We start from the raw sequence: 25,031 nt of genomic DNA, 5'->3' as shown, positions 1-25,031 counted from the left end.
GGGATGCTGCAAGCGGCTAACGGCGGATGGCCTGCCGGATATCTGACAAGCGTGCGGCGCCGGTGATCTGGCACAGCAGTGCATAGACCAGCCCCCCGCCTGCAACGAGACCCGCAAGCGCAATGATGCCCAGCGCTTCCGCCGTCCAGCCGCCGGGCATGAAGGAGGCAGCGTAGGGGCCTGCATACGTCGCCGTTGCCCACAACAACCCGCCCATGGCGGCACTCGCCAGCACGATCAGCGGCAGACGTTTTTTGAGGCGCGCGTCGCTCTCAAAGTGGCCGTTGGCGACCAACCTCCACCACAGCAACCCGGCATTGACCCAGGCCGCCGCTGACGTGGCCATGGCAATGCCGACAAAGCCGATCTGATAGAACAGGATCAGAGAGCCCGCGATATTGACCGCGATGCCGATGGCCGCAAAGCGCATCGGCGTCATGGTATTTTCGCGGGCGAAAAAGCCCGGCGAGAACACTTTTATCAGCACAAATGCCGGCAGGCCGACGGCAAACGCGGCCAGCGCCATCTGGGTTTTGAGGGTATCGGCCGCGTCAAACGCACCGCGCTCAAACAGGGTGGCAATGATCGGGCCGGGAATGGCGACGAGGGCCGCAGCGGCAGGCAGCGTCAGCAGCATGGCAAACTCCATCGCCCGGTTTTGCGACCACATGGCACCCGCCGCATCATCGCCGCGCAGGCGTCGCGCCAGATCAGGCAGCAGCACAATGCCGATGGCAATGCCGATGACGCCCAGCGGCAACTGGTACACCCGGTCGGCGTAATACAGCCACGAGACGGCGCCGTCCTGCAGGGACGCAATGATCGTCCCGATCAGCAAGTTGATCTGGGCAATGCCACCGGCAATCACGCCGGGAATGCCCAGCGTCACAAGCCGCTTTACGCCCGGTGTCATCTTGGGCATCCGCAGGCGCGGCGCGAAGCCCGCGCGGTGGGCGGCCCACACCAGCATGGCAAACTGCACCAGCCCCGCCAGCGCCACGCCCCACACCAGCGCGAGACCAGGGTTGGCAAAATAGGGCGCGGCCAGCGTCAGCGTGGCAATGAGAATGATGTTGAGCAGCACCGGCGCGAAGGCAGCGGCGGCAAACCGGCCCAACGAGTTGAGCACGCCCGACAGCAGCGCCACCAGCGACATGAACAAGAGATAGGGAAACGCGATCTGCGTGAACACCACCGCCATATCGAACTTGTCCGGCGTATCCGCAAAGCCCGGCGCGATCACATACATCAGCCACGGCATGGCCAGCTGGGCGAGTACCGTGAAGATCAGCAGGACGGTGAGCAGCACCGCGAAGGCTTCATCGGCAAACTGGCGCGCCGACTTCGCCCCTTCGCCTTCCAGCCGCCTGGCAAACAACGGCACAAAGGCCGAGTTGAACGCCCCTTCGGCAAACAACCGCCGAAACAGATTGGGAAACTTGAACGCCACAAAAAACGCGTCCGCCACCGGCCCGGTCCCCAGCACGGCTGCGATCAATATATCGCGCACAAAGCCAAGCACCCGGCTGATCATCGTCATGCCACCAACGGTGGCGAAGGCGCGGAGGAGGTTCATAGGGCTAAGGGATGCGCGTGATTGATGGCGAAAGCAAGCTGTTCTACCCCGCCGCCCCCTTCAGCCGCTTGGTCCTCGCTGCCCTTGCCTTCTTGCCCGTCTCACCCGCGGCTTTGCGGCGTTCGTTGCGTTTTTGGACGCGGTCCTTGACGTCTTTGGGCTGCGGGCTGAGGCGGGAGTTGATGGCTGACAGAAGTCCGGTGGTGACGGCTTCCTTCTTGCCATCCTGCACCACCTGGCCGCCGGTGACATCCTTCACGTAGAACACGTCCACGATCCGTTCGCCGTAGGTGGCGATGTGGGCTGAGGTGATTGTCAGGCCCAGGTGAAACAGCGCGCGGGTGAGGTCATACAAGATGCCGGGGCGGTCCAGCGCGTTGACTTCAATCAGGGTGAAGCGGTCTGTGGCGGTGTTGTCGATGATGACCTGCGGCTCAATTTCAAAAGCCTGCTGACGGCGGGTGCGTTTGCGCTCGCGGGCGATGGCTTCCTTGGGCAGGGTTTCGCCGCGCAGGTTTTTCTCGATCAGTTCTTTCAGGCGTTCAACCCGGCGGGCTTCATCCACCACCTTGGAGTTGTCGGACTGGACCCAGAACGTATCCAGCGCCATGCCGTCGGTGGTGGTGAAAATCTTCGCGTCCACAATGTTGGCGCCGGTCATGTCCACCGCGCCTGCAATGCGCGAGAACAGCCCCGCATGGTCGGGCGTGAACACGGTGATTTCGGTGGCTTCGTCGTCGGGCAGCGGGGTGACGCCAATTTCGAGCACGCTGTTTGAGCCGTTGCTTTCGTCAGCCCCGGCCATCAGGCGGGCGTGACGCTCCTGGGTATCGGCGTCCACCACCAGCCAGTAGCTGGGGCTTTGACGCTCGATCAGCGTGTCAATGGTCGAGGTGCCAAGGTCCGCCAGACGCGCGCGGAACGTTTCCTTGGCGGCTTCAATGCGGCTGGCGCGGCTGGGCGCATTGTTTTTGCCGGAGAGCAACGGCAGGGTTTCATCGTACAGTTGCTCAATCAACTGCGCCTTCCAGCCGTTCCATACACCGGGGCCAACAGCCTTGATGTCAGCGGTCGTCAGTATGGTGAGCAATTTGAGGCGCTCGGGGCTTTGCACCTTGTCAGCAAAGGCCTTGACCGTTTGCGGGTCCGAGATGTCGCGGGTCTGGGCCACGTCAGACATGATGAGATGTTCAAGCACCAGCCACTCGACGGTTTCTGTTTCCGCCGGGCTCAGGCCCAGACGGGGGCCGAGTTTGCGGGCAATCTTGGCGCCGGCAATGGAGTGGTCTTCGGGGCGGCCTTTTGCAATGTCGTGCAGGAACATGGCGAGGTAAATCACCTTGCGGGACTGCACTTTTTTCATCAGGTCGTTGGCCAGCCTGTGCTGGTCGGCGTCCACACCCTTTTCAATGCCGGACAAAATATGAATCGCGTGGATCAGATGCTCGTCGGCTGTGTAGTGGTGATACATGTTGAACTGCATCAGCGCGACGATGCGGCCAAAGTCCAGCACGAAGCGGCCCAATACGCCCGCCTCGTTCATGCGGCGCAGGGCGATGTCGGGGGTGTGCTTTGATACCAGTATCTCGCAGAACAAGCGGTTGGCTTCGTCGTCAGCGCGCAGGTCTGCGTTCACCAGTTTGAGCGAGCGGCGGACCAGCCGCAGCGCGTCGGGGTGAATGTCCGTACCCGTCATTTCTGCAATGTGAAACAGGCGGATGATATTGACCGGGTCCTTGCTGAACAAATCCTCGCTGGCGGCATTGATGCGCGCGCCGTCAAGCTCGAAACCAGGCGGCAGGGCAGCCGCACTTTTGCGCAGGCGGGCACCAAGCCCGACAGCGTTCATCAGCGGTTCGAGCTTGTTGCGCAGGGAGGTGGCAGCGCTTGCAGCAGGGGCCGCCTTGCGCTGCTGGTCTTCCAGGGTGGCGCAGAAGATGCGCGTCAGATCCCCCACATCCTTGGCAACCAGAAAATAGTGCTTCATGAAGCGCTCGACATCCTTCATGCCGCCGTGGCTGACATAGCCAAGACGGCGCGCCATTTCGATCTGGATGTCGAAGCTCAGCCGGTCTTCGGCGCGGCCGGTGACAAAATGCAGGTGGCAGCGCACCGCCCACAAAAACTCCTCAGCCTTCATGAAGGTGCGCATTTCACTGGCGCGGAACACACCCTTGTCCACCAGCTCCTGGGGATCGCGAACGCCGTAGAGATATTTGCCGATCCAGAACAGGGTCTGGAGGTCGCGCATCCCGCCCTTGCTCTCCTTGATGTTGGGTTCCACCAGATAGCGTGACTGGCCGGCCCGCCTGTGGCGCTGGTCGCGCTCTTCAAGTTTGAGGCGCACGAACTCGCGGCCGGTGCCCGGCACAAGCTGGTTCCAGAACGCATCCATCAGGTCATCAAGCAGCGGCTCGTGGCCCCACAGGTAACGCGCCTCCAAAATGGTGGTGCGGATGGTGATGTCTTCGCGCGCAAGCCGGATGCATTCGTTGATCGAGCGTGTGGCATGACCGACCTTGAGGCCCATGTCCCACAACATGTAGAGCATGTATTCGACCACGCTCTCGCCCCACGGGGTTTGCTTGTGGGGCAGCACAAACAGCAGGTCGATGTCGGAGGACGGGGCGAGCGTGCCGCGCCCGTAGCCGCCGACGGCCACGATGCAGATATTTTCAGCTTCGGTGTGATGCGCGGAGGGAAACGCGTGCACCCGGCAATAGTCATACAGCGCCTGAATGATGACATCCTGCAGGTAACACAGCGCCTGCGCCGTCTCGATGCCTTTCATGCCCGCTTCAAGTTTCTCGCGGATCAGCGCCCGACCGGTGCCCATGGTGGATTTGAGAATGTCGAGGGCTGCCGCGCGGCGGGCGGCTTCATCGCCGTCATTCTCCCGGAAAGAAGCCGTCAGGGCGATGCGCAGCGCCTCGCCATCCACAATCTCATCCGGTGTCAGAGTGACAGCCGTGGAATCGCGCTTGCGCGCGGCCGGATTGCTGGCGGGTTTGGCGGCGGGGTTGGGTGTTGGGTTTGCTGTGCTCATGGGCACACATATAGCGCTTTTGCACAGGGTTTGCGCACCGGGGGGCAACAATTCTTTTGGTTTGGGAGGGTGTTGGGCTGTTTAATCAAAGTCTCAGGATTAACCATGTAGCGCGCTGATTTGTATCTGGCAGCAGGTTTCAGCACCTGGACAATTAACGCTTATCGTCGAGCTTGCGCCGCAGGGCATAGATCAGGTCCAGCGCCTCGCGGGGGGTCATTTCGTCGGGGGCGGCGGTGCTCAGCGCCTCGTGAATAGGGTCCGTGCCTTTGGTGGCGTGACCTGATGACCGGGGGCGCGTGGCGGCGGCGAACAGCGGCAGGTCGGTTGCAAGGTCAGCGCGCCAGCCATTTTGCCCGCCGCTTTGGGTTTCCCCCGCTTCAAGCGCCTCAAGCACCTGCTCGGCGCGGGCGATAGCGGCCGGTGGCAGGCCAGCCAGGCGCGCCACGTGAATGCCGTAGGAGCGGTCAGCCGCGCCGGGCACCACTTCGTGCAGAAACACAACATCCTGGCCGTGTTCGGCCACGCGCATGGTGGCGTTGCCAAGGCGCGCCAGCGTGCCCGCAAGGCCCGTCAGCTCGTGATAGTGGGTAGCAAACAGCGTGCGGGCGCGGTTGACCTCATGCAGATGCTCAAGGGTCGCCCAAGCGATGGAGAGGCCGTCATAGGTGGCGGTGCCGCGGCCTATCTCATCCAGAATGACAAGCGATTTGTCGGTCGCGCGGTTGAGGATTGCGGCGGCTTCAACCATTTCCACCATGAATGTCGAGCGGCCGCGCGCCAGATCATCTGACGCACCGACGCGCGAAAACAGCCGGTCAATGATGCCAATATGGGCCGACGTCGCAGGCACAAAGCTGCCCGCCTGCGCCATCACGGCAATGAGCGCGTTTTGACGCAAAAATGTTGATTTGCCTGCCATGTTGGGGCCGGTGAGCAACCATAGGGAGCGGGCGGCTTCATTTTCGGCATCGGCGGACAGATCACAGGTATTGGGAACGAATGCGCCGGAGCCGGAAGCCTTGAGCGCCCGCTCCACCACAGGATGACGGCCTGCATCGATGTTGAAGGCAAGCGAGTTGTCCATCAGCGGTCGCGTCCAGCCATTGGCGCGGGCGACCTCTGCCAGCGCCGACGCCACATCGAGGGAGGCCAGGGCGCGGGCAATGTCTGCAAGCGCCGTGATGTCCAGAACCTGTGCAACCAGCGCCTCAAACAGTTCTTTTTCTCGGGCCAGCGCGCTTTCGCCTGCGCGCGCTATTTTTGCGTCCAGTTCGGCCAGCTCAACCGTTGAAAACCGCATGGCGTTGGCCAGCGTCTGGCGGTGGCGGAAATCATCTGCCAGATCACCGGTCATCATCCGGTCGGATTGGCTCGCGGATACCTCGATGAAATATCCCAGCACATTGTTGTGGCGGACTTTCAGTGTTTTTATGCCGGTTTTCTCGCGATACTCAGCCTCAAGTCCGGCAACCACCTTGCGGCTGCCGTCGCGCAGCGCCACCAGATCATCAAGGTCCGCGTCATAGCCGCGCGCAATGAAACCGCCGTCGCGACCCAGCAGCGGCGGTTCAGGAACGAGGGCGCGCGCGAGCAGGGTACACAGGGCGGCGGGCGCGCCTGTGCGGGCGTTATCCAGGGTGCGGGCGGCCTGCGCCACGTCTTCAGGCAGGGGCGGAAAGTCAGGGGCGGTGCCGGACGCGGGGTCAAGCAATGTCGCCATTGCGGCCGCGGCCTTTATGGATGTGCCGACGGCGGCCAGATCGCGCGGGCCGCCGCGCCCCAGCGCCAGCCGTGACATGGCACGTTCAAGATCAGGGACGGTGCGCAGCACATCCCGCAGGTCAGCACGCAGGCGGCCGTGCTCGGCAAACAGGGTGACGGCCGCAAGGCGGCGGTTGATGGGCACCGCGCTGGCAAGCGGCGCTGCGACCCGGGCCTTGAGGGCACGGGCACCAGCGGCTGTGACCGTCATGTCCATGATGGACAGAAGGCTGCCCTCGCGGCTGCCGGACGCCCCCCGGGTGAGCTCCAGACTGGCGCGGGTGGCGGCATCTATGTCCATCAGTGCCGCATCGCCGGGGGTGCGTGGCGGCGACAACACCGGGGCCCTGCCTGCCTGGGTCAGCGTCACATAGTCCACCAGCGCGCCTGCCGCTGCTATCTGGGCGCGGGAAAAATCGCCGAAGCCGTCCAGCGCTTTTACGCCAAACAGGGTTTCGAGGCGGCTGCGGGCGGCATCGCTGTCAAAGGCAGATGCCCGCAACGGGGTCAGCGGTGTACCTGCGCTGGTGATGGCATCAGCAACGGTCTCGTCTGACAGCAGGCCTTCGTGCAACACAAGTTCGCTGGGGGACAAGCGCGCGAGCGCAGCACCCAGACCGTCAGCCTCAATCGCTTCCACGTGGAACGCGCCGGTGGAGACGTCCGCATAGGCCAGCCCCAGCGCGTGGTCGCCGTCGGCACGCACTCTTGCAAGCGCTGCCAGCAGATTGGCGTCGCGGGCTTCAAGCAGCGCGTCTTCGGTAAGGGTGCCCGGCGTGACGATGCGCACCACGGCGCGGGCCACCACCGACTTTGAGCCGCGTTTCTTCGCTTCGGCCGGGTCTTCGGTCTGCTCACAGACAGCCACCCGAAAGCCCTTGCGGATCAACCGCGACAGATAGGCGTCAGCGGCGTGAACCGGCACGCCACACATGGGAATGTCCTCACCCAGATGCTTGCCGCGTTTGGTGAGTGCGATGTCGAGGGCGGCGGACGCCTTGACGGCGTCATCGAAGAACAGCTCGTAAAAGTCGCCCATCCGGTAGAACAGCAAGCAATCGTCGTGGGCCTGCTTGATGTCGAGATATTGCGCCATCATGGGCGTGGGCGCAGATCGCTCCTGCGGCTGGGGGGGTGCTGTTTCTTTAATGACAGGGGAGTTCATGATGCCCGGACCCTAGCAAGTGTGCGCGATGACCGCGAGATACTTAGGTCACAGCAGCGTTTGTTACGTGGCACGCACTTGCCTATAGCGGCACCCCTCGGCTACACCACAGCGCCCCGGCGGTTTTTCAAGGCTCTGCCCTGCCCGCCCCTGCGTCATTCGCCGCATATGACACTTTGTGACCTCCCGCTTTAGAAACAGGCGCTTCACCCATGACTAAGAGTTCCAGCGACCACGCCAAAGATCGTCGCCGCTATACTGATGAAGAAGCCCTGCTGTTTCACGCGGAGGGGCGGCCCGGCAAACTTGAGATTACCGCCACCAAACCGATGGCGAGCCAGCGCGATCTGTCGCTGGCCTATTCGCCCGGCGTGGCCGCCCCCGTGCGCGCCATCGCCGAAAACCCGGCGTGCGCCTATGACTACACCGCCAAGGGCAACATGGTGGCCGTGATCTCCAACGGCACGGCCATTCTGGGGCTTGGCAACCTGGGCGCGCTGGCCTCCAAGCCGGTGATGGAAGGCAAGGCCGTGCTGTTCAAGCGCTTTGCCGACGTGGACTCGATCGACCTTGAAGTGGACGCCGAAGACGCAGACGATTTCATCAACGCGGTGCGCTATCTGGGCCCTTCGTTTGGCGGCATCAACCTTGAGGACATCAAGGCACCGGAGTGCTTCATCGTTGAAGAGCGCCTGCGCGAACTCATGGACATTCCGGTGTTTCATGACGACCAGCACGGCACGGCGATCATTGCAGCCGCCGGCCTCATCAATGCGTGTCATCTGACAGGCCGCAAGTTTGAAGACATGAAACTGGTGGTCAACGGCGCGGGCTCGGCGGGCATTGCCTGCCTTGAGCTGGTGAAGGCGATGGGTGTCAGAACCGAAAACGCGCTGTTGTGCGATACCAAAGGCGTGATCTATCAGGGCCGCACCGAAGGCATGAACCAGTGGAAGTCGGCTCATGCCGCCCCCACCGACAAACGCACCCTCGAAGAAGCGATGGACGGTGCCGACGCGTTTTTCGGTGTGTCGGTCAAAGGCGCGCTGACGCCGAGCATGGTGGCGTCGATGGCCGCCAACCCGATCATTTTCGCGATGGCGAACCCGGACCCGGAAATTACGCCCGAAGAAGCCCACGAGGTGCGCGACGACGTCATCATGGCGACGGGCCGCTCGGACTATCCCAACCAGGTGAACAACGTGCTGGGGTTCCCGTATATTTTTCGGGGCGCTTTGGATGTGCGCGCATCCACCATCAACGAACCCATGAAAATTGCCGCCGCTGAAGCGCTGGCCTCTCTGGCGCGCGAGGACGTGCCCGACGAAGTGGCGGCAGCCTATCACGGTATGCGCCCGCGCTATGGGCGCGACTACATTATTCCGGTGCCGTTTGACCCGCGGCTGATCACCACCATTCCGCCTGCGGTGGCCAAAGCCGCCATGGAATCAGGTGTGGCGCAGCGACCGATCATCGACATGGAAGGCTATCAGCACGAACTGACCGTGCGGCTGGACCCAACGGCGGCATCGCTTGGTTTCATTGTGGCCCGCGTTCGCCGCGAGCCGAAGCGGGTTGTGTTTGCCGAGGGCGAGGAAGAAAAAGTCGTGCGTGCGGCTGTTGCCTTCCGCGACCAGGGTCTGGGCACGCCCATATTGCTGGGCCGCGAAGAAATCATCCTTACACAGATGAAACAGATGGGGCTGGAAGATGCCGACGGCATCGAGATCATCAACCAGCGCACGTCGGATGCAGCGCCTGATTATGCCGATGCGCTCTACGGCAAGCTGCAACGGCGCGGCTACCTGGCGCGTGACTGCACGCGCATGGTGTACAATGACCGCAACATCTATGCCGCCTCCATGGTGCAGGTGGGTGACGCCGATGCGATGATTACCGGCGTCACGCGCTCTTACTCGGTGGCGCTGGGTGACGTACGCCGCGTCATTGACGATGCCGCCAACAAGCGCGCCATGGGCATATCCATGGTGCTGGCGCGCGGGCGCACCGTACTGGTAGCCGACACCAACGTGCACGACATGCCGACCGCGCAGGAACTTGCCGAGATTGCCATTCAAAGCGCCGAAGTGGCGCGGCGGCTTGGCTATGAGCCGCGCGTGGCGATGCTGGCCTACTCCACCTTCGGCCACCCTATGGGCGAGCGCTCGGAGCGGGTGCGCGAGGCGGTTGAGATTCTGGACCGCACGCAGCGTGATTTTGAATATGACGGCGAGATTGCCGCTGACGTAGCGCTCAACCGAGAGGCGATGGCGATGTACCCGTTCTGTCGCCTGTCGGAACCGGCAAACGTGCTGGTGATGCCGGCCATTCACTCGGCGTCGATATCCACCAAGATGCTGGCGGAACTGGGCGGCGCGTCGATCATCGGGCCGCTGCTGGTGGGTCTTGAAAAGTCGGTGCAGATCGCGCCCATGGGGGCAACGGTTTCTGACCTCGTGAACCTGGCTGCGATTGCAGCATACGGACTCGACAGCTAGGCGTTTTTATGCGGCGGCCTTATGGGACGGGATCTGTTTTCTCGTCGCGCATGTCGCCCTTGCCGAACTTGCCGCGGTAGCGATCGTTCAACTGGCTGGACGGGAAGATAATCAGCACGTCGGTTGTGCCGAACTGGTGGTCCACCACGGCACCGTCGCCGATCTTGGCGCCCGCGCGCAGATAGCCCTTGATGAGTGGCGGCAGGGCGCGCAGGCCTTTTTTGGCATCCACCTGCTCAACGGGCATCCGGTTCATGGAGACGTACAGTTCCTGGCGCGCCTTCACCATCGGTTCGCCTGACGGGGTTTGGCCCAGGCAGAAGTGATGCATGAACGACAGCGGCAGGGCCAGCGCGTCGGGGTCCGTGCTGTCGAGGCTGGCGCAGCCGAACATCACATCCAGGTCGTAGTGCACCAGATAGCTGATGATGGCGTGCCACATGAGTTCAAGCGTCGGGCGGGAACGGTGATCGGCGTGGACGCACGAGCGGCCAAGCTCCAGAAACCGGGTGTTCGGCCCTGCCGCCTCGACCCATGGACCAATGTCAAACTCGCTGGCGGTGTAAAAGCCGCCATGAGGCTCGGCTACTTCCTGACGGATCAGCCGGTAGGTGCCCACAACAGCGTCTTCGGGTACCTCGCGGCCTTCATAGTCGGCGGGGATGCGGGAATGGTCAATCACCAGCAGGTGGTCGGCGAAGACATCAAAATTGTCAAAGTCACGGCGCTCAGCGGCCATGCGCGGGCTCGCGGAGGCTGACATCTCCTCATAGAACACCTGATACCGCAGGCGCTGGGCGGCACGCACTTCTGCTTCTGTTTCAGCGACGCGCACTTCCAGCGATTTGCGCCGGGCGAGCGGACGCGGCGGCGGGCCATATTTGCCGGCAAAGCGCGCGGCGCGGTTGACGGGTTGGCCGGACTTTGAGGTGCGCGCGGGCGTGCGGGACGCGCCGCGTGGGGATGCGGTGAGGGCAGATCCGCCAGTGGAGGCCCTCATGGATAGTGGGGTGCGCGCGCCAAGATTTCGGCGCAGCCCCCGCGCTGCGAGCTTCTTCAGCAAACCGGCGTCTCCCTTGTGTCAGCCCATCGTCCGCGAAACGGGCGCTCCTGGAAATGGAGCGGGGCATCTACCTGCGCGTTACGTGCGGGGCACGTGCGGCCACTTCAAGTGTGGCCGTCGCGCTCTTAACCCGGCTTTCTCACCCGCCTTTTTCACCCGGCTGTCGGGTGCGGCTAGCGGGCGCGGCTGTCGGGTGCGGTTGTCGTCAGATTAACGAGCCTTGTCCAGCCCTTTTGGACGCGCTTGCGTATCTGACGTCGCGCGCCGAAGGACTGAAAACGACTATATCTGCTATGGCAGGACGACACAACGAAGGCCGTTTTGTGTCGTGATGTCAGGCGGCTTCGCTGCTCGTGGTTGGCGGCGGCAGGGCCGCCAGCACCTCACGCAGCGCATCAGGCTCAACCGGCTTGGACAGGTAGTCGTTCATGCCTGCATCAAGGCAGCGCTGGCGATCCTGCGAATAGGCATTGGCCGTGAGCGCCACCACATGCACCATGTGGCCCGCTGCGCGCAGCGCTTTGGTGGCCTCAATGCCATCCATTTCTGGCATGTGCATGTCCATCAGCACAATGTCGAAGCGCGCTTTTGTGTCCAGTGCCTCAACAGCTTCACGCCCGTTGAGCACACGAATGACCTCGTGGCCGTCGCGCTCAAGCACGCTGACCGTCAGGAGGGCATTCACGTCGTTGTCTTCAGCGAGCAGCACGCGGCGGCCAATAACGGGCGGCGCGTCGCGGGGCGCATCGTCCACATCGGCAGGCTCGGACGCTTGCTGCTCAAGGTTACCGGAGAGCGCAGCGATGAGCGTCTGGCGGCGGGCCGGGAGCAGGACGTAAGCGTCAACCGGGTTGTCATCGCGCGAGATTGCGCTGCGGGCGGTTGTGCGGTCGTCTGCCTGGGCTGCGGCGACAATGCGCATGTCAGGCGCGCGGTGGCGCAGCGATGCGACCATCTCCGGGTCCAGAACATCTGCCGGTGCGATGATGGCCTGGGTGTTTTTGAATGCAGCGGACGCCAGCGCCGTGGCGGGGTTTTCGGGTACCCATGTGCTGCCGCCGTGATGGGTCACTGTCTGGGCAAGCGCATGGGCGGCGGGCGATTTGAGGGCCACCACTACATAGTTATCCGCAAGCGGCGCGGGGGCTGCCGATGGCGCTTCTGCATGGATTGGCAGAGGCACACTGACGGTAAAAGTGGTGCCTGCGCCAGGCGCACTTTCAAGGTGTATGTCGCCGCCCATGGTGGCCACCAGGCGCCGCGAGATGGCAAGGCCAAGACCGGTGCCGCCGCGACGTTGGGCGGCCGCAGCGCGGGCCTGCTGAAACTCCTCAAAGACAATGCGCTGGTCTTCGGGGCCCATGCCGATGCCGGTGTCTATGATGCGCGCCACGAGCGGGACGGTCTCCTCGTTTGGGGCTTGATCAGGCATCCGCGGGCCGCGTTCGAGGAGCAGCGTGACGCCGCCTTTGTCGGTGAACTTGATGGCATTGCCAACCAGATTGGCAAAAACCTGATGGAGCCGACCCTGATCGCCAATAACCTGCTCGGGCAGCGACGGGTCAATGACCGTTGACAGGCTGATGCCGCGCTGCTGGGCACGCGGTGCCAGCAACTCGGCAAGGCCCTCCGCCATTTCTTCCAGGGAAAACGGCTGTTTTTCAAGCTCCAGATGTCCGGCTTCAATTTTGGAGAAATCCAGAATGTCGTCGATCAGGCGCAGCAATGCGCGGCCCGACCGGCGCACCGCCTGCACATAGTTGGCTTGTTCAGGCGACAGATCAGTCTCGTTCAACAGCGCCGAAATACCGATGATGCCATTCATCGGCGTGCGGATTTCATGGCTGATGGTTGCCAGAAATGCTGATTTTGCGTGGTTGGCCTGTTCGGCTTCGTCACGGGCGCGGGCAAGGGCGTGTTCGGTTTCCTTGCGCTCGGTGATGTCGCGCCCGGCACACTGGATTTCAACAAGCTGGCCGTCCGCATTGCGGATCGGCAACTCCTCCCAGCCGATCCATCGCCAGCCCGACACCGTTCTCACTCGCTGGTCGGTTCGGATGCGGAACTTTATGCCCGTGACATCCCTCGTTTGGGTGGGACGGGGAGCGGGCGCATGGCCGACCAGGCCTTCGCCGGTACTGGCATCGACGTGAGGCGTAAACGGGTGCCCAAGTGCCTGCTCTCGCGTGATGCCAAACGTGGTGCAGAAAACATCATTGACGAATGTCAGTTGGCCGCGTGTGTTCCGCCTGAAAATGATGTCAGCCTGCCCCGCCAGCAGTCCGCGCAACAGGCGCACTTCTTCGCGCAGGGCTGCTTTCTCGTTCGGCCAGATATGTGTCCAGACACGCGCCCGGGCACGCGTCCAGACACCCACACGAAAAAATGCGGCGCGCGCTAAGCTGATCGCCGACTGCAGGGCTGGAAAGATGTGCGCGCGGCGCATATGGCGGCGGTCTCCGGTTCTGGGTGGCAGCCGGGCATCAAGCTGATGCCGCTCCAACCTGCCTAAAATGGCGCCGAACCGTTGAAGATCGCGTTAAGCCAGCAGCAAAAGCCGCGGAAAATCAGCGAAAACTGTGGATTATCTCAAAAGATGGCAATGGGAAGCCGCCGGTCAGGCCGCAGCGAACGCCTGCGCCGGAGCGCGGCGGAAACTCAGGGCCTCCGCCAGATGGGCGCGCGTAACACCGCACTCACCCGTACCGGCCACAGCCGCTTCGATGTCGGCAAGGGTACGCGCAACCCGCAAGACACGTACATAGCCGCGCGCTGAAAGCCGCATACCGGCCGCAGCCTTATCCATCAGGTCGAGCCCGGCAGCATCAAGATTCACCACCTTCTCCAGCAGCCTGCCGTCGGCCTGGGCGTTGGTTGTTACGGCAGGTGTGCCATCGGCGTTTTGCGGGCCCAGCGCTGCATAGCGCTCAACCTGCATTTGCCGGGCAGCGCGCACGCGTGCGGCAATTGCGGCGGAGGGTTCCCCGGCGGCGCCGTGGCGCATGTCGGCGGCGGAGACGGGCGGCACGTCAAGCTGGATGTCAATCCGGTCCATGAGGGGGCCGGAGACGCGGGTCTGGTAGTCCTGCGCGCAGCGCGGCAACCGTCCGCAGGCCATGCCAGGTTCGCCCGCATAGCCACAGCGGCACGGGTTCATGGCAGCTACAAGCTGCACGCGGGCGGGATATGTGACGTGGTGATTGGCGCGGGCAATAACCGCGGTACCGGTTTCAAGCGGCTGGCGCAGGGCGTCCAGCACCGGGCGCGCAAACTCGGCCAGTTCATCCAGAAACAGCACGCCATTGTGGGCCAGCGAGACTTCGCCGGGCTTGGCCTTGATGCCGCCGCCCACGAGCGCTGCCATGGACGCTGAATGATGCGGGGCCCGAAACGGCCGTTGTGGGCTGAGGGCACCGCCCTCAAGCACGCCGGCCAAAGAGGCTACCATTGCCACATCCAGCATCTCCGCCATTAGGTAGCAACCACACCAAGACAGATATGCTAGGCTCGTGTCATGAGTATCGCACCAAAAGAACCCCGGACCCCACTAGGCAGACCCTCCAAGGGTATTGCCAAACAGCCTTCTATCCGGGAGCAAATACTAGCCCTCCAGCGCGATATAGCCGAAGTAAATGGCAGAACCTCACGTAGTCACAGCACTGATAAAGAAACGCGCTGACATATCAGGCGAGATAGAAACCCTGCATGACCGCATCGCCCAACTAATCAAAGACCTAGAGGGTATTGATCGGAGCCTCCAGGTATTCGCCCCGCATATCGAGACACAGACCATAGCCCCAAGGTTCCGCCCCCCTGAGAACTGGTCCAAACGGGGTGAAATGACCCGTATCGTATTGGGCATTCTCAGACTGGCTAAAGAACCCCTCACAACCCGCGACGTAGCCGCCAGATTGATTTCTGAGAGGGGTTTAGACCCAGATGAACCCAAGCTGCTCCGGCTCATGGCAAAGCGTGTAGGGGTGGCCCTGAGACGCCAGAGAGAGGGCGGTGTGGTCAAAGCCACTCAGGGGCCGGGGCAGTACATGCTTTGGGAGTTAGATAAGGCCCAAGCTATTACTAAAATACAGGGCCACTAGGGCGAGGATCGCTAGGGCGGCTGGGGCGTAGGTGAAGTTCATTTTGGACGATGGTCTGGATGTACCCACGCTGCTGGCGGCGCATACTCCCGCGGGCGTCGAGCAGCTCGTTTGTTGTTGCCCATTACAATCTCAGGCATCACACATCTATCCAGATGATCCCTGTTCAGTGCAATTCGGCGGTGAGAGAGGGTATTGATGGAGGTGGAAAAGTTCCTGTCCGGCGGGGCAACAGTTACAAACTCTTTGCTGGGAAACTCAGCCTTGAACATTCTTACTGTTGCCGCCTGATCCGAGTCAGCCGTGATTAAGTAAGCAACGTCAAATCGGTCATGTAACCCATCCCTAATAAGATGGAGGGCCACATTAACATCCGATTCTTTCTCAGTTGGCTTTTCCCACCGTCGTCCACAATCGCGGCATTCTTGCGGTTCATGGATGTAGTGACCGAGAACGACTTCGACCCCTTTTACTTCAAGTGCTGCAATATATTCTTTATGACGCCATTTCTTTTTGTCGTCGCCCGGATAAAAAGCGGAGCAGTAAACAGACCTAACAAGCTTCTCTGTGGTAGAAGGTAAAATAATCTCACCAAGCCGCCACAAGTCACACCACTTTAGGAACGGCTCACCTAAGTCATTGATTGCATGATACAAATTGAACCCGTCAATGTATAAGGCGGCGCGTTTCAAATTACAATCCTATTGACAATGTGGCCGACTTAACGTACATGATTCTCTATCAACGCGATGCGGTACGCCGCTAGCACCCCCCGGGCTTCGGCCCGGGGTTTTTCATTTAAGCAGCTTTCCGTTGCCAATACCCCTTCCAGTCCCGCGACACCCCACAACCAAGCGCCGCAACCGTAGCCAACACAAACTGGCCACCGTTTGAAACTCGCCGGTTGTTCTCACGCCAAGCCATTTCGTTAGCGTACTGATCCAAGTAACGCCCCGAAATGTGGTGGTGCGTGCCGATCTCAGCCCGGCGCAGGCGGCTAAAGAAGCTCTCAGCCTCGTTCGTGCAAGCGTCCTTGTCCTTGAACTCAACCGAGTGATTGACCCGCTTCGTCTCATAGGTGGCGTGCAGGGCATCCCATGATGATGCTTCGTCTGCATATACCGTTGAGCCAGTGGCTACGCGAGCCTCAATGGTGGGCACTGCGTCGGCTTCATGCTTCACCACAAACGGCAGTGAGCGGCCATTACGTTCCCGCAGGACAACCACCACACGACGCTTGCCAGTCCGGTTTTCTTTCAATCGCAAGTCCTTGCGGTCAGCCTTCCGGTTGGCGGGCTTCACATGACCGCCGAAATAGGCCCCATCAACCTCAACGTCGCCTGATACCTTGGCTTGCTTCATTTCCTCGCCCATAGCCTCACGCAGCTTGTGAGCCAGGACGAAGGCCGTCTTGTACTGAACGTCCAGATCGCGGCTCAGTTGAAGGGCGCTCATGCCCTTGGCCCCATTCACGAACAGGGCGATGGCAGCCAGCACATCCCGGTAAGCCAGCTTGCGGCTGGCAAAGATGGTTGCCGTGGTGACTGAGAACTGCGAATGACAGCCCTTACACTTGAAGATGCGGCGTGAGGCGTACTCGTAAGCCTCTGCACAGCCACAGCGAGGACAGATGGGGTTCCCATCATTCTCATGCCAGCGCAGCGCCTTGAATGCGTCATAGGCTTCCTGATCGCTCAGGCGCATGACCTTTGCCAGCGAGAGTGTGCGGGCTGAGGCTGAAAGTAAGAAGTGCTGTGCCATTGTCATCATTTCCAGTGCTTGTGCACTAAATATGATGATAGATAATCATCTTTTCAAGGGCTTTCGCACTCTATATGATGACATTCGCCACATAATTGGAGAATGACATGCCGGAACGTACAGACTGGGAAGCCAAGGCCCGTGGGATTATTCGGGCGGAAATGGCCCGGCAGAACGTGACTTACGCGCAGTTAGTTGAAAAATTGGCGGAAATTGGGGTTTCCGAAGATGAACGGAACCTCAGAAACAAGGTGAGCCGGGGGAAGTTTACGGCAGCGTTTATGCTGGCTTGCTTAAAGGCGCTAAGCGCTTCAGAGAAAACAGACTTTATCTAGGATTAAATGCGCCCACTGAGTTTGTTGCGCAGGTCAAAAGCGTATTTTTTTATGTTGGCTCGGACCTCATTCCATTCCTCTTTTGCGCGTGGTTCCTTCCTATTTTCGATATGCAACCCACAAGCCGCGAGAAACTCATCTAGTGCCAAGTATGTAGGCTGATTGAACAAGTACCCGTGCTTTGCCTCGGCTATTTCTCTATAAAGCTCCAATAAGCGCGGCTTCTCTTCGCTAAATTGACCATGAGATAACAGCTTCGACGCAAGCTCTTCGACTTTCGCAAGCAAAACAGTGTCGTCCATAGACAAGGGCCGTCTTGTTTCTTTGTCTTCTTGTTCACCGGCAGTCGCTTCAGGCGCATGTTTGCGCTCAATGCGGCGCAGGAAGTGGTCCAGCCACAGGCCAACGCTGAGTCCAGCAACTAGTGCTAATGTGGATATGAAGTATTGTGAGTTTACGAGGCCAGACAACATGGCTATGCCGCCTTCCAACGTTTCTGTTGGGTTATCGTAAACGCCGCGCTCGCGGGCAAGTTCGATAAAGAACTCACTGACCACAGGAGACAACATAAGGCCCAACAGCCCGGCGGCTGCCCAGCGCAGGATTCGCTGCAAACTCCACATCGCCCGATCATAGCCGTCTTCCTTTCTGTTGGAAGCGGCTTCGGTAGCTTGGTGTGTTTGCTACCGAATGCCGAGCATCTCGCGCGGGCTCATAGGGGGCAAGATACCTGGCAACCTACTTGCCAACATGGATTTGCCCGCGCCGGGCGGACCGACAAACAGCAGGTTGTGGCCGCCCGCAGCCGCCACCTCGATGGCGCGCTTGGCGGTTTCCTGACCCTTGATGTCGGCCATATCGGGCACCGAGCCAAGCTGTGGAGGCTGACCGGGCTGCGGGGCTGCCAATGTCTGGACGCCCTTGATGTGATTTACAAACTCAAGCAGGGTTGCCGGGGCAATAATCTGCATATCGCCTGCCCATGCCGCTTCGGGCCCGCAGGCGGCAGGGCACACCAGCCCGCGATCTGCGGCGTTGGCGGCAATGGCTGCAGGCAACGCGCCGGTGACGGGTGCGATTGTGCCATCAAGACCCAGCTCACCCAGCACCGTCAGGCCGTCCATGGCATCCTGAGGCACCACGCCCAGCGCAGTCATAAGGGCAAGCGCAATGGGCAGGTCGTAATGACTGCCTTCCTTGGGCAGATCAGCAGGCGCGAGATTGACGGTGATACGCTTGGGCGGCAGCGCCAGACCGATGGCAGTAAGGGCCGCGCGCACCCGTTCGCGGCTTTCAGCAACTGCTTTGTCGCCAAGGCCAACCACCGCGAAGGCCGGAACACCGGGCGAGATTTGCACCTGAACGCCCACCTCGCGCGCTTCAACGCCCTCAAATGCAACCGTATAAACCCGCGCCACCATCGCCTTGCCCCTAATCAGCCCGCCCCGGGCACCAACAGATACAGTCGCTGCGTATTCCGCACACTGACGGTCGTTTGGGATGTTCAGGCCGTGTTCCGTTTTAGTCAGGTCAAAGTGACAACCCAGACGACTTGTCCCCAATCAGGCCCGCGTAGCAGGATCATAACACGAACATTAAAAGAACGCGCGTTCTTTTTGGGGGGTCGTTGTTAACGTTTATGGCAGGCTAAAAAGGGCTTAGCTGACCTTCGCTTCAATCGCATCCCAGATCATGGCGGCGATGTTGGTGCCGTCAAAGCGTTCTATTTCGCGCAGGCCGGTGGGGGAGGTGACGTTGATCTCTGTCATGTAATCGCCGATCACGTCGATGCCGACGAAAATCAGCCCGCGGCGCTTGAGCTCGGGGCCGATGGTGGCGCAGATCTCCCGTTCACGATCTGTCAACTGAGTTGCTTCCGGCCTGCCGCCCACATGCATGTTGGAGCGGCTTTCACCCTCGGCAGGCACCCGATTGATCGCCCCGGCAATTTCGCCGTCCACCAGAATGATGCGCTTGTCGCCTGCGCGCACCGCCGGCAAATAGGCCTGTGCGATGAGCGGCTCGCGGAACATCTGGGTGAACATTTCCAGCAGCGATGCCATGTTTTCATCGTCAGGCCTGACCCTGAACACGCCCGCACCGCCATTGCCATACAGCGGTTTGAGGATGATATCCTTGTGTTCGGCCCGAAACGCCCGGATGTCGTCTTCATTAGAGGAAATCAGCGTCGGCGGCATGACGCCTTCAAACTGTGTAACAAAGAGTTTCTCGGGTGCGTTGCGCACATGCGCGGGATCATTGACCACCAGCGTATGGGGGTGGATGTGATCGAGGATGTGGGTCGCCGTGATGTAGCTCATGTCAAAGGGCGGGTCCTGGCGCATCAGCACCACATCCACGTCGCGCAGGTTTGTGACAATCTGGTTGCCTTGGGTGAAGTGGTCGCCCTTTGCATCGCGCACTTCCAGTGACCGCGTGCGGGCCAGCACCCTGCCGTCATGCAGCGACAGGTCGCGGGGCAGATAATAGCTTAGCGTGTGGCCGCGCATCTGCGCTTCGAGCGCCAGACGGAAGGTTGAATCGCCCTTGATGTCGATGGCCTCAACCGGGTCCATCTGAATTGCCACTTTCAAGCCCATGCGCAGCGCGCCCCCTCGAACATGATCGTTTTTGTGTCCGGCGGAATGTCGGGGTGCGGACGGCCAAGGTCAATGCGGATTCGCCGCATTGCCCGGCGCGGCGATCAGTTGAGGCTGATACGCAGCTTGTCGGAGCGGGTCCTGGCGTCGCGGGCAAGCTGCGTGCGGCCTTCGGCAAGGGCCAGTTCGGCGGCACGGGCGTAGGCGGTGCGTGCCGACATCAGGCTGCCTGTCGCCCCGTCAAGGTCGCCTCGCTCAAGCCACAGCGCCGGGTCACGCGGGGCAATGGCTGTCATGCGGGCGAGAATGGCACTGGCGCGGGCCGTATCGCGGGCCCTGGTTGCGCGCGCATAAATGTTGTTTTGCAACCGCAGCAGCACGGCACGGGCAGACACCGGCGCCAGGGCGCGCTCAAGGTCGGCCTTTGTCGGGTCTTCGTCCTCGAGGCCCTGCACACGGGCCAGAAGGGCAACGACGCCCTGTTCGTCCAGAATGCTTCCGCCTGAGAACGGATCAATCAGCACCGGCGGCGGGCCGCCACGCACCATGCCGTTCAACCGGATGAGGAAGTGGCCGGGGAAGTTGACACCGGACACCGCCCAGCCATTGGCACGGCCTGCGTGAATATAAATCAGCCCCAGCGCCACCGGCAGACCGCGCTTGCGGTCAATGACACGGACCAGATTGGCGTTGGCCATGTCGTCATACGTCACCCGGTCACCGTCATAGCCGAAGTCTCCGGCAATAACGTCTGCCAGCGCGTGAGCCTGCAACAGTGCTTTAGCGTGGGCCTCGATGGCCGGATCGCCGGGCGAGTGACGCTTGTCTGCCTGCGCCTGCAGGACTGCGGCACGCGCCGCGACATCAGCAACGATGCGTGCAAGGTGAGCGCGATAGGGGTCGAGCACCAAATCCGGCATGTCAGCAGCGCCCAGCGCGAGCGCTGTTTGTGCAAGATCAATAGCGTCGTCGGCAGCGTCGCCCGCAGCGCGCAGCACGCGGTCTTGTTCCGGCGTCATGGTCGCGTATCCCACAGGTGAGCGGCGAGCCCGCGCATCGGCCTCGCCCCGGCGGGTGAATGATAGCGCTCTCATCGGATCGGCGCTAAGGCCCGGCTTTCAACCGCTGCCCGGTCCTGCGGAGCCAGCGAGCGGGGGCCACTTGACGAGGCGGCTGCAGCTGGTGCGGGCGCGGGCGGCTGATAGGCAGGTTGCTCGTAATAATATGCGGGCTGGGTGGAGGCTGTTTCGATAGCGGGTGTATTTTCGTAGGCTGAAAAGTCCTTGCGCAGGGGGGCCTGCCCGGTCAGCAGATCTTCGTGCGGCTGGGCCTCGGTCAGCACGTGGCCCTGCCGGTCGCCGGACGGTTCACGCCTGAACGGCTCCGGCGCGGGCGCGCTTGGCGGACGCGACGCAAGGCGGCGGCTGTCGTCAACGGTAATGGCGTGCATCACCACGCGTCGCACCCCTGAAATGTCGCGCGCATGGGCAGCCACCCGGTCAATCTCGGTCGGATCGCGGCCAATGCCCAGAATATAGACCGAGCCGTTGACCACATCCGTTGAGTAGTTGATGTCGGAGATGCTGAAGTCAGTCAGCAACCGGGCGCGCAGCTTGGTGTCGATCCAGGTGTCGCCGGGCATGGCCTCGAATGTGGAGCGGTCGGCGACCTCAATTTCGTTGATGACTTCGCGGACGCCTTCAATGGACCAGGCCAGCCGCGTCGCCTCGGCACGTTCCTGTTCGCCGGACACAAGGCCCGTCAGCATCACGCGGCCTTCCATCACTTTGGATGAGACATCGCCAAACAGATCAGCGTCGCTTTTTATCAACCGGTCCGTCAGACCCAGCTTGATGCCGGCGTCATCCATCGCCTCGCCGATCGGGCGCTCCTGAAAGGCGGCAACGCCTGCGGTGGCACCGGCACCAACCGCCATGCCGATGGGGGAGCACGCCGCCACAAGTGCAGCAACGCAGGAACAGAAAAGAACAAGAGACATGCGGGGCATGAGCTTTTCACCTGATGACAGCGCATCCCGCCCCACAAGGGGCTGAACGCGGCGGACACATGACACCGAGGGCAGCCCTGCGATCAGGCGGCACGCGGCAACGGCTCCTGCGGGCACGCGCAAACGCGCACGCACAGAAGTGGTGGCTGGCTTGGGGCAAACGCATCCCTGTTGGGGAAAAGCCTTCATGGCCGGATCCCTCCCGGTAAGCCGGTAAGGGTCGCTGCGCCTTTCTGGGCAGCGCGTCTGGTCCGCTATGGTTCACGCCTTGTTTTTGGTTCCGGCGGTTTGGTGCCGGTGTTCTGGTGGCGTGTGTTTCAGTTCCAACTTCATGTAACTGATTCGCGGCAGACACCCGTTCATAGCACACACGGGCCGAAACTTCGAGCAATGGTCATTTGAGTCGGACCCGGAATGTTAGGCGGTCCACGCATTCTGGACATGCAACGGCAACGAGCGTGGGGCGACGGCCACAACGTCAAGGCGCATATCAAGCCCGGTCAGGGCGGGCTTCCAGTTTGGAAGCCATGCAGCGGCGGCGGCAAGGCGCTGTTGCTGATGCGGCGACAACGAGGCCACGGCAGCGTCATGGGTGGCGCGGGCTTTGACCTCTACAATGGCAACCGTGTTGCCCCGTCGGGCGACGATATCGATTTCGCCCAATGGCGTGCGCAGACGCCGCGCCAGAATGCGATAGCCCTTGAGGCGCAGCATCCAGACGGCCAGCGTCTCGGCCCTGCGCCCGCGGATTTCAGCGGCACGTTTGCGCGGGACAGGCGTCATGGTTCGTTGTGGGGCGGGTCGGCAGGCGCAAGCTCCAAAGCCCGGGCATAGGCGCGCTTGCGCGGAATGCCAAGCGCCCTGGCAACATCGGCGGCGGCGCGGCTGGCACTTTGGGTTTTCATCGCGACGGCAAGGGCCGTGTCGAGCGTCGCATCATCCGTCTGCACGTCCTGCGGGGGGGCCACGACGATGACGATTTCCCCGCGTGGCGGGCCTTCGGCCTTGTAGTGCGCGGCCAGCTCATCAAGGCTGCCGCGTCGGGCTTCTTCAAAGCGCTTTGTCAGTTCGCGGGTCACAGCGGCATCGCGGGCACCAAGGCCAAGCGCCAGCGCATCAAGGGTTGGTTGCAGCCGTTTTGCCGCTTCAAGGATCACCAGCGTGGCAGGAACACTGTTCAGCTCGGCGATGGTTTTGTCGCGCGCACCTGCCTTGGCAGGCAAAAACCCCTGAAAGAAAAAACGGTCGGTCGGCAGACCCGCAACGCATAGCGCCGCCAGCACGGACGAAGGGCCAGGCAGGGCTGTTATGGCATGACCTGCCGCAATGACATCGCGCGCCAGCTTGTAACCGGGGTCTGAAATGAGCGGCGTGCCTGCGTCACTTACCAGCACCACCGCGTTGCCATCCGCCAGGCGTTTGAGAATGCGCGGGCGCATTCGCTCAGCGTTATGCTCGTGATAACTCTCAAGGCGCGCTGCAATGCCATGAATGGCAAGCAGCTTCGCAGTCTCGCGGGTGTCTTCGCACAGCACAAGATCGGCCGCCGCGAACGCATCCAGCAGCCGCAGCGTCACGTCGCGGGCGTTGCCGATGGGGGTGGCTGCAATGTGCAGGCCCGGCTCAAGGGGCCGTCCTGCCCTATTGCTGCCCGATGCTGCGGCGATGCTCGCCTGCGATATGTCTTTGCCGGATGTCATGCTGCCCAATAGGCTACGCGAAAGGGCGCGGCAAGACAGCACGCAGAAACGGCGTAGATGCATTTGTCGGCGTCAGCCGGTATATAGCGACAAGAACTATGCGCGCGGGTGGTGCGGCAACAGATGCAAGAGGCTGATGTGGTGATTTCGGTACGGCGGTTTTCAATCTCATCACTCGGCAAAATGCTTGGGGCGGAGTTTGTCCGGCTTGGCGTAATCGGGGTGCTTGGTTTAACGCTCGCCGCGTGTACGTCAGGGGGCTCCAACACACCGCCGCCGCCTCAGCAACCCACACAACCCAATGTATCGATTACACCACCGCCACAGGCCGGACCCGTGCGCAATACGGCTGGCTTCCTGCGCCCGCGCCATCTTGATGTGGCGGAGCCGGTGCGGGTCGCCCTGCTTGTGCCGCTGTCGGGTCAGGCGGCGGAGGTCGGTCAGGCGATGCTGGACGCTGCCCAACTGGCGCTGTTCGAGTTTGATGACCCCAACATTTTGCTGATCCCCAAAGACACGGCCGGCAACCCGGACCGGGCGGCAACCGTGGCGCGCGAGGCCATCAGCGAGGGCGCGGACATCATTCTGGGGCCGCTGTTTGCATCGTCTGTTTCAGCCGTTGCTGGGCCTGCGCAACTTAGCGGCGTGCCGGTGATTGCGTTTTCGACCGACCGCAACGTGGCGGGCGGCGGAGTTTATCTGCTCAGCTTCCTGCCGGAAGAAGACATCGAGCGGATTGTCGATTTTGCCGTGCTTGAAGGCCATTTGCGGTTTGCAGCGATGCTGCCGCAAAACGAATATGGCCAGCGGGTGCGTATGCAGTTGTCGCAGGCGGTGACAGCCCGCGGGGCGCAGCTTGCCGCAACCGAAACATACACCCCCACCACCGACGGCATGTTGGCCCCCGCCGAGCGGCTGGCAAAACTCAAGGACACCTACGACATTGTGTTGCTGCCCGCAGGCGGCACCGAGTTACAGGGACTGGCACCGCTGTTGCCGTATTATGACGTGGACCCGCGGCAGGTGAAGTTCATCGGCACCGGGCTGTGGGACGACCCGTCGGTTATGCGCGAGCCGGCTCTTGTAGGCGGCTGGTTTGCCGCCCCGCCGCCTGAGGCCCGCACCGCCTTTCAAAGCCGGTTTGAGCGGGTGTACGGCACACAGCCACACCGCATTGCAAGTCTTGCCTATGATGCCATGAGCCTGTCGATTGCCCTGTCCGGCGGCACGCCCGGTCAGCGCTACACTGTGAGCGAACTCACCGCAGATGACGGGTTTGCCGGCATCGACGGCGTGTTCAGGTTCCGCCCTGACGGCCTCAATGAGCGCGGGCTGGCGGTGATGGAAGTGCGGCCCGGCGGGTTTGTGGTGGTCAGCCCGGCGCCGCAATCGCTTATTGCGGGGCCTGTTTTTTAACA

General features: G+C 61.8%; 17 protein-coding genes and 2 pseudogenes. 4 read left to right on the top strand and 15 right to left on the bottom strand.

Annotation, left to right across the window (positions count from 1 at the left end):
* Positions 1 to 16 precede the first annotated feature (16 nt).
* The 3 genes from murJ to mutS form a co-directional block, all read right to left on the bottom strand.
* Positions 17 to 1,576: a murein biosynthesis integral membrane protein MurJ gene (gene murJ, locus RIB87_RS06815; RefSeq protein ID WP_350144872.1), complete on the bottom strand. Its 1,560-nt coding sequence runs from the start codon at positions 1,574 to 1,576 to the stop codon at positions 17 to 19.
* A gap of 43 nt (positions 1,577 to 1,619) precedes the next feature.
* Complete coding sequence (locus RIB87_RS06810) at positions 1,620 to 4,622, bottom strand: [protein-PII] uridylyltransferase (RefSeq protein ID WP_350144870.1); 3,003 nt, start codon at positions 4,620 to 4,622, stop codon at positions 1,620 to 1,622.
* Positions 4,623 to 4,776: 154 nt separating this feature from the next.
* On the bottom strand, positions 4,777 to 7,551 hold the full coding sequence (gene mutS / locus RIB87_RS06805; protein WP_350144868.1) for a DNA mismatch repair protein MutS: 2,775 nt from the start codon (positions 7,549 to 7,551) through the stop codon (positions 4,777 to 4,779).
* Positions 7,552 to 7,763: 212 nt separating this feature from the next.
* Here mutS and RIB87_RS06800 point away from each other — a divergent pair, with 212 nt between their 5' ends.
* Positions 7,764 to 10,049 (top strand): NADP-dependent malic enzyme, encoded by a 2,286-nt coding sequence (locus RIB87_RS06800; RefSeq protein WP_350144866.1) that lies wholly within the window; start codon positions 7,764 to 7,766, stop codon positions 10,047 to 10,049.
* Between the two features lie 19 nt (positions 10,050 to 10,068).
* Here RIB87_RS06800 and RIB87_RS06795 read toward each other — a convergent pair whose 3' ends face one another.
* The 3 genes and pseudogenes from RIB87_RS06795 to RIB87_RS06785 form a co-directional block, all read right to left on the bottom strand.
* Positions 10,069 to 11,112, bottom strand: coding sequence for a GNAT family N-acetyltransferase (locus tag RIB87_RS06795; RefSeq protein WP_350144864.1), 1,044 nt, complete (start codon positions 11,110 to 11,112; stop codon positions 10,069 to 10,071).
* Between the two features lie 334 nt (positions 11,113 to 11,446).
* Positions 11,447 to 13,558: a PAS domain-containing hybrid sensor histidine kinase/response regulator gene (locus RIB87_RS06790; protein ID WP_350144862.1), complete on the bottom strand. Its 2,112-nt coding sequence runs from the start codon at positions 13,556 to 13,558 to the stop codon at positions 11,447 to 11,449.
* Positions 13,559 to 13,729: 171 nt separating this feature from the next.
* Positions 13,730 to 14,581 (bottom strand): annotated as a pseudogene (locus tag RIB87_RS06785) (ATP-binding protein); the annotation flags it as partial.
* Between the two features lie 163 nt (positions 14,582 to 14,744).
* Here RIB87_RS06785 and RIB87_RS06780 point away from each other — a divergent pair.
* Positions 14,745 to 15,209 (top strand): hypothetical protein, encoded by a 465-nt coding sequence (locus RIB87_RS06780; RefSeq protein ID WP_350144860.1) that lies wholly within the window; start codon positions 14,745 to 14,747, stop codon positions 15,207 to 15,209.
* 38 nt (positions 15,210 to 15,247) lie between these two features.
* Here RIB87_RS06780 and RIB87_RS06775 read toward each other — a convergent pair whose 3' ends face one another.
* Both RIB87_RS06775 and RIB87_RS06770 read right to left on the bottom strand, forming a co-directional pair.
* Complete coding sequence (locus RIB87_RS06775; RefSeq protein ID WP_350144858.1) at positions 15,248 to 15,901, bottom strand: NYN domain-containing protein; 654 nt, start codon at positions 15,899 to 15,901, stop codon at positions 15,248 to 15,250.
* A 106-nt stretch (positions 15,902 to 16,007) separates the two neighbouring features.
* Positions 16,008 to 16,970 carry an IS1595 family transposase gene (locus tag RIB87_RS06770; protein WP_350144856.1) on the bottom strand — a complete coding sequence of 321 codons (963 nt, stop codon included), beginning with the start codon at positions 16,968 to 16,970 and terminating at the stop codon, positions 16,008 to 16,010.
* 107 nt (positions 16,971 to 17,077) lie between these two features.
* Here RIB87_RS06770 and RIB87_RS06765 point away from each other — a divergent pair, with 107 nt between their 5' ends.
* Positions 17,078 to 17,305 (top strand): DUF6471 domain-containing protein, encoded by a 228-nt coding sequence (locus tag RIB87_RS06765; protein WP_350144854.1) that lies wholly within the window; start codon positions 17,078 to 17,080, stop codon positions 17,303 to 17,305.
* A gap of 2 nt (positions 17,306 to 17,307) precedes the next feature.
* Here the strand turns inward: RIB87_RS06765 and RIB87_RS06760 are convergent, their stop codons facing one another.
* The 7 genes and pseudogenes from RIB87_RS06760 to rsmI all read right to left on the bottom strand — a co-directional run bounded on the left by RIB87_RS06760 (position 17,308) and on the right by rsmI (position 23,613).
* Positions 17,308 to 17,928, bottom strand: coding sequence for a hypothetical protein (locus tag RIB87_RS06760; protein ID WP_350144852.1), 621 nt, complete (start codon positions 17,926 to 17,928; stop codon positions 17,308 to 17,310).
* A gap of 66 nt (positions 17,929 to 17,994) precedes the next feature.
* Positions 17,995 to 18,726 (bottom strand): annotated as a pseudogene (locus RIB87_RS06755) (magnesium chelatase domain-containing protein); the annotation flags it as partial.
* A gap of 237 nt (positions 18,727 to 18,963) precedes the next feature.
* Complete coding sequence (gene gshB / locus RIB87_RS06750; RefSeq protein WP_350144850.1) at positions 18,964 to 19,905, bottom strand: glutathione synthase; 942 nt, start codon at positions 19,903 to 19,905, stop codon at positions 18,964 to 18,966.
* 104 nt (positions 19,906 to 20,009) lie between these two features.
* The gene (locus tag RIB87_RS06745; RefSeq protein ID WP_350144848.1) at positions 20,010 to 20,924 is read right to left on the bottom strand and encodes a transglutaminase family protein; all 915 of its coding nucleotides are present in this window, start codon (positions 20,922 to 20,924) and stop codon (positions 20,010 to 20,012) included.
* 71 nt (positions 20,925 to 20,995) lie between these two features.
* On the bottom strand, positions 20,996 to 21,904 hold the full coding sequence (locus tag RIB87_RS06740) for a BON domain-containing protein (RefSeq protein WP_350144846.1): 909 nt from the start codon (positions 21,902 to 21,904) through the stop codon (positions 20,996 to 20,998).
* A gap of 426 nt (positions 21,905 to 22,330) precedes the next feature.
* Complete coding sequence (locus RIB87_RS06735; RefSeq protein WP_350144844.1) at positions 22,331 to 22,696, bottom strand: YraN family protein; 366 nt, start codon at positions 22,694 to 22,696, stop codon at positions 22,331 to 22,333.
* Entirely contained in the window at positions 22,693 to 23,613 is a 921-nt protein-coding gene (gene rsmI, locus RIB87_RS06730; RefSeq protein ID WP_350144842.1) for a 16S rRNA (cytidine(1402)-2'-O)-methyltransferase, read from the bottom strand. Before rsmI ends, RIB87_RS06735 begins: the two co-directional genes overlap by 4 nt.
* Positions 23,614 to 23,736: 123 nt before the next feature.
* On the opposite strand from rsmI, the gene RIB87_RS06725 reads away from it, so the two are divergent.
* Positions 23,737 to 25,029 (top strand): penicillin-binding protein activator, encoded by a 1,293-nt coding sequence (locus tag RIB87_RS06725; protein ID WP_350144840.1) that lies wholly within the window; start codon positions 23,737 to 23,739, stop codon positions 25,027 to 25,029.
* Positions 25,030 to 25,031: the final 2 nt, after the last annotated feature.

Source organism: Pyruvatibacter sp. (assembly GCF_040219635.1).
GTDB lineage: Bacteria > Pseudomonadota > Alphaproteobacteria > CGMCC-115125 > CGMCC-115125 > Pyruvatibacter.
This window is presented reverse-complemented; position numbering and strand designations above follow the sequence as displayed.

Excerpts from the sequence above, each read along its gene's own strand:
- mutS (WP_350144868.1), bottom strand. The coding sequence starts at position 7,551 with ATGAACTCCCCTGTCATTAAAGAAACAGCACCCCCCCAGCCGCAGGAG.
- murJ (WP_350144872.1), bottom strand. The coding sequence starts at position 1,576 with ATGAACCTCCTCCGCGCCTTCGCCACCGTTGGTGGCATGACGATGATC.
- RIB87_RS06810 (WP_350144870.1), bottom strand. The coding sequence starts at position 4,622 with ATGAGCACAGCAAACCCAACACCCAACCCCGCCGCCAAACCCGCCAGC.
- RIB87_RS06790 (WP_350144862.1), bottom strand. The coding sequence starts at position 13,558 with ATGCGCCGCGCGCACATCTTTCCAGCCCTGCAGTCGGCGATCAGCTTA.
- gshB (WP_350144850.1), bottom strand. The coding sequence starts at position 19,905 with ATGGGCTTGAAAGTGGCAATTCAGATGGACCCGGTTGAGGCCATCGAC.
- RIB87_RS06725 (WP_350144840.1), top strand. The coding sequence starts at position 23,737 with ATGCAAGAGGCTGATGTGGTGATTTCGGTACGGCGGTTTTCAATCTCA.
- RIB87_RS06800 (WP_350144866.1), top strand. The coding sequence starts at position 7,764 with ATGACTAAGAGTTCCAGCGACCACGCCAAAGATCGTCGCCGCTATACT.
- RIB87_RS06770 (WP_350144856.1), bottom strand. The coding sequence starts at position 16,970 with ATGGCACAGCACTTCTTACTTTCAGCCTCAGCCCGCACACTCTCGCTG.
- RIB87_RS06745 (WP_350144848.1), bottom strand. The coding sequence starts at position 20,924 with ATGACGCCGGAACAAGACCGCGTGCTGCGCGCTGCGGGCGACGCTGCC.
- rsmI (WP_350144842.1), bottom strand. The coding sequence starts at position 23,613 with ATGACATCCGGCAAAGACATATCGCAGGCGAGCATCGCCGCAGCATCG.
- RIB87_RS06760 (WP_350144852.1), bottom strand. The coding sequence starts at position 17,928 with ATGTGGAGTTTGCAGCGAATCCTGCGCTGGGCAGCCGCCGGGCTGTTG.
- RIB87_RS06780 (WP_350144860.1), top strand. The coding sequence starts at position 14,745 with ATGGCAGAACCTCACGTAGTCACAGCACTGATAAAGAAACGCGCTGAC.
- RIB87_RS06740 (WP_350144846.1), bottom strand. The coding sequence starts at position 21,904 with ATGTCTCTTGTTCTTTTCTGTTCCTGCGTTGCTGCACTTGTGGCGGCG.
- RIB87_RS06765 (WP_350144854.1), top strand. The coding sequence starts at position 17,078 with ATGCCGGAACGTACAGACTGGGAAGCCAAGGCCCGTGGGATTATTCGG.
- RIB87_RS06735 (WP_350144844.1), bottom strand. The coding sequence starts at position 22,696 with ATGACGCCTGTCCCGCGCAAACGTGCCGCTGAAATCCGCGGGCGCAGG.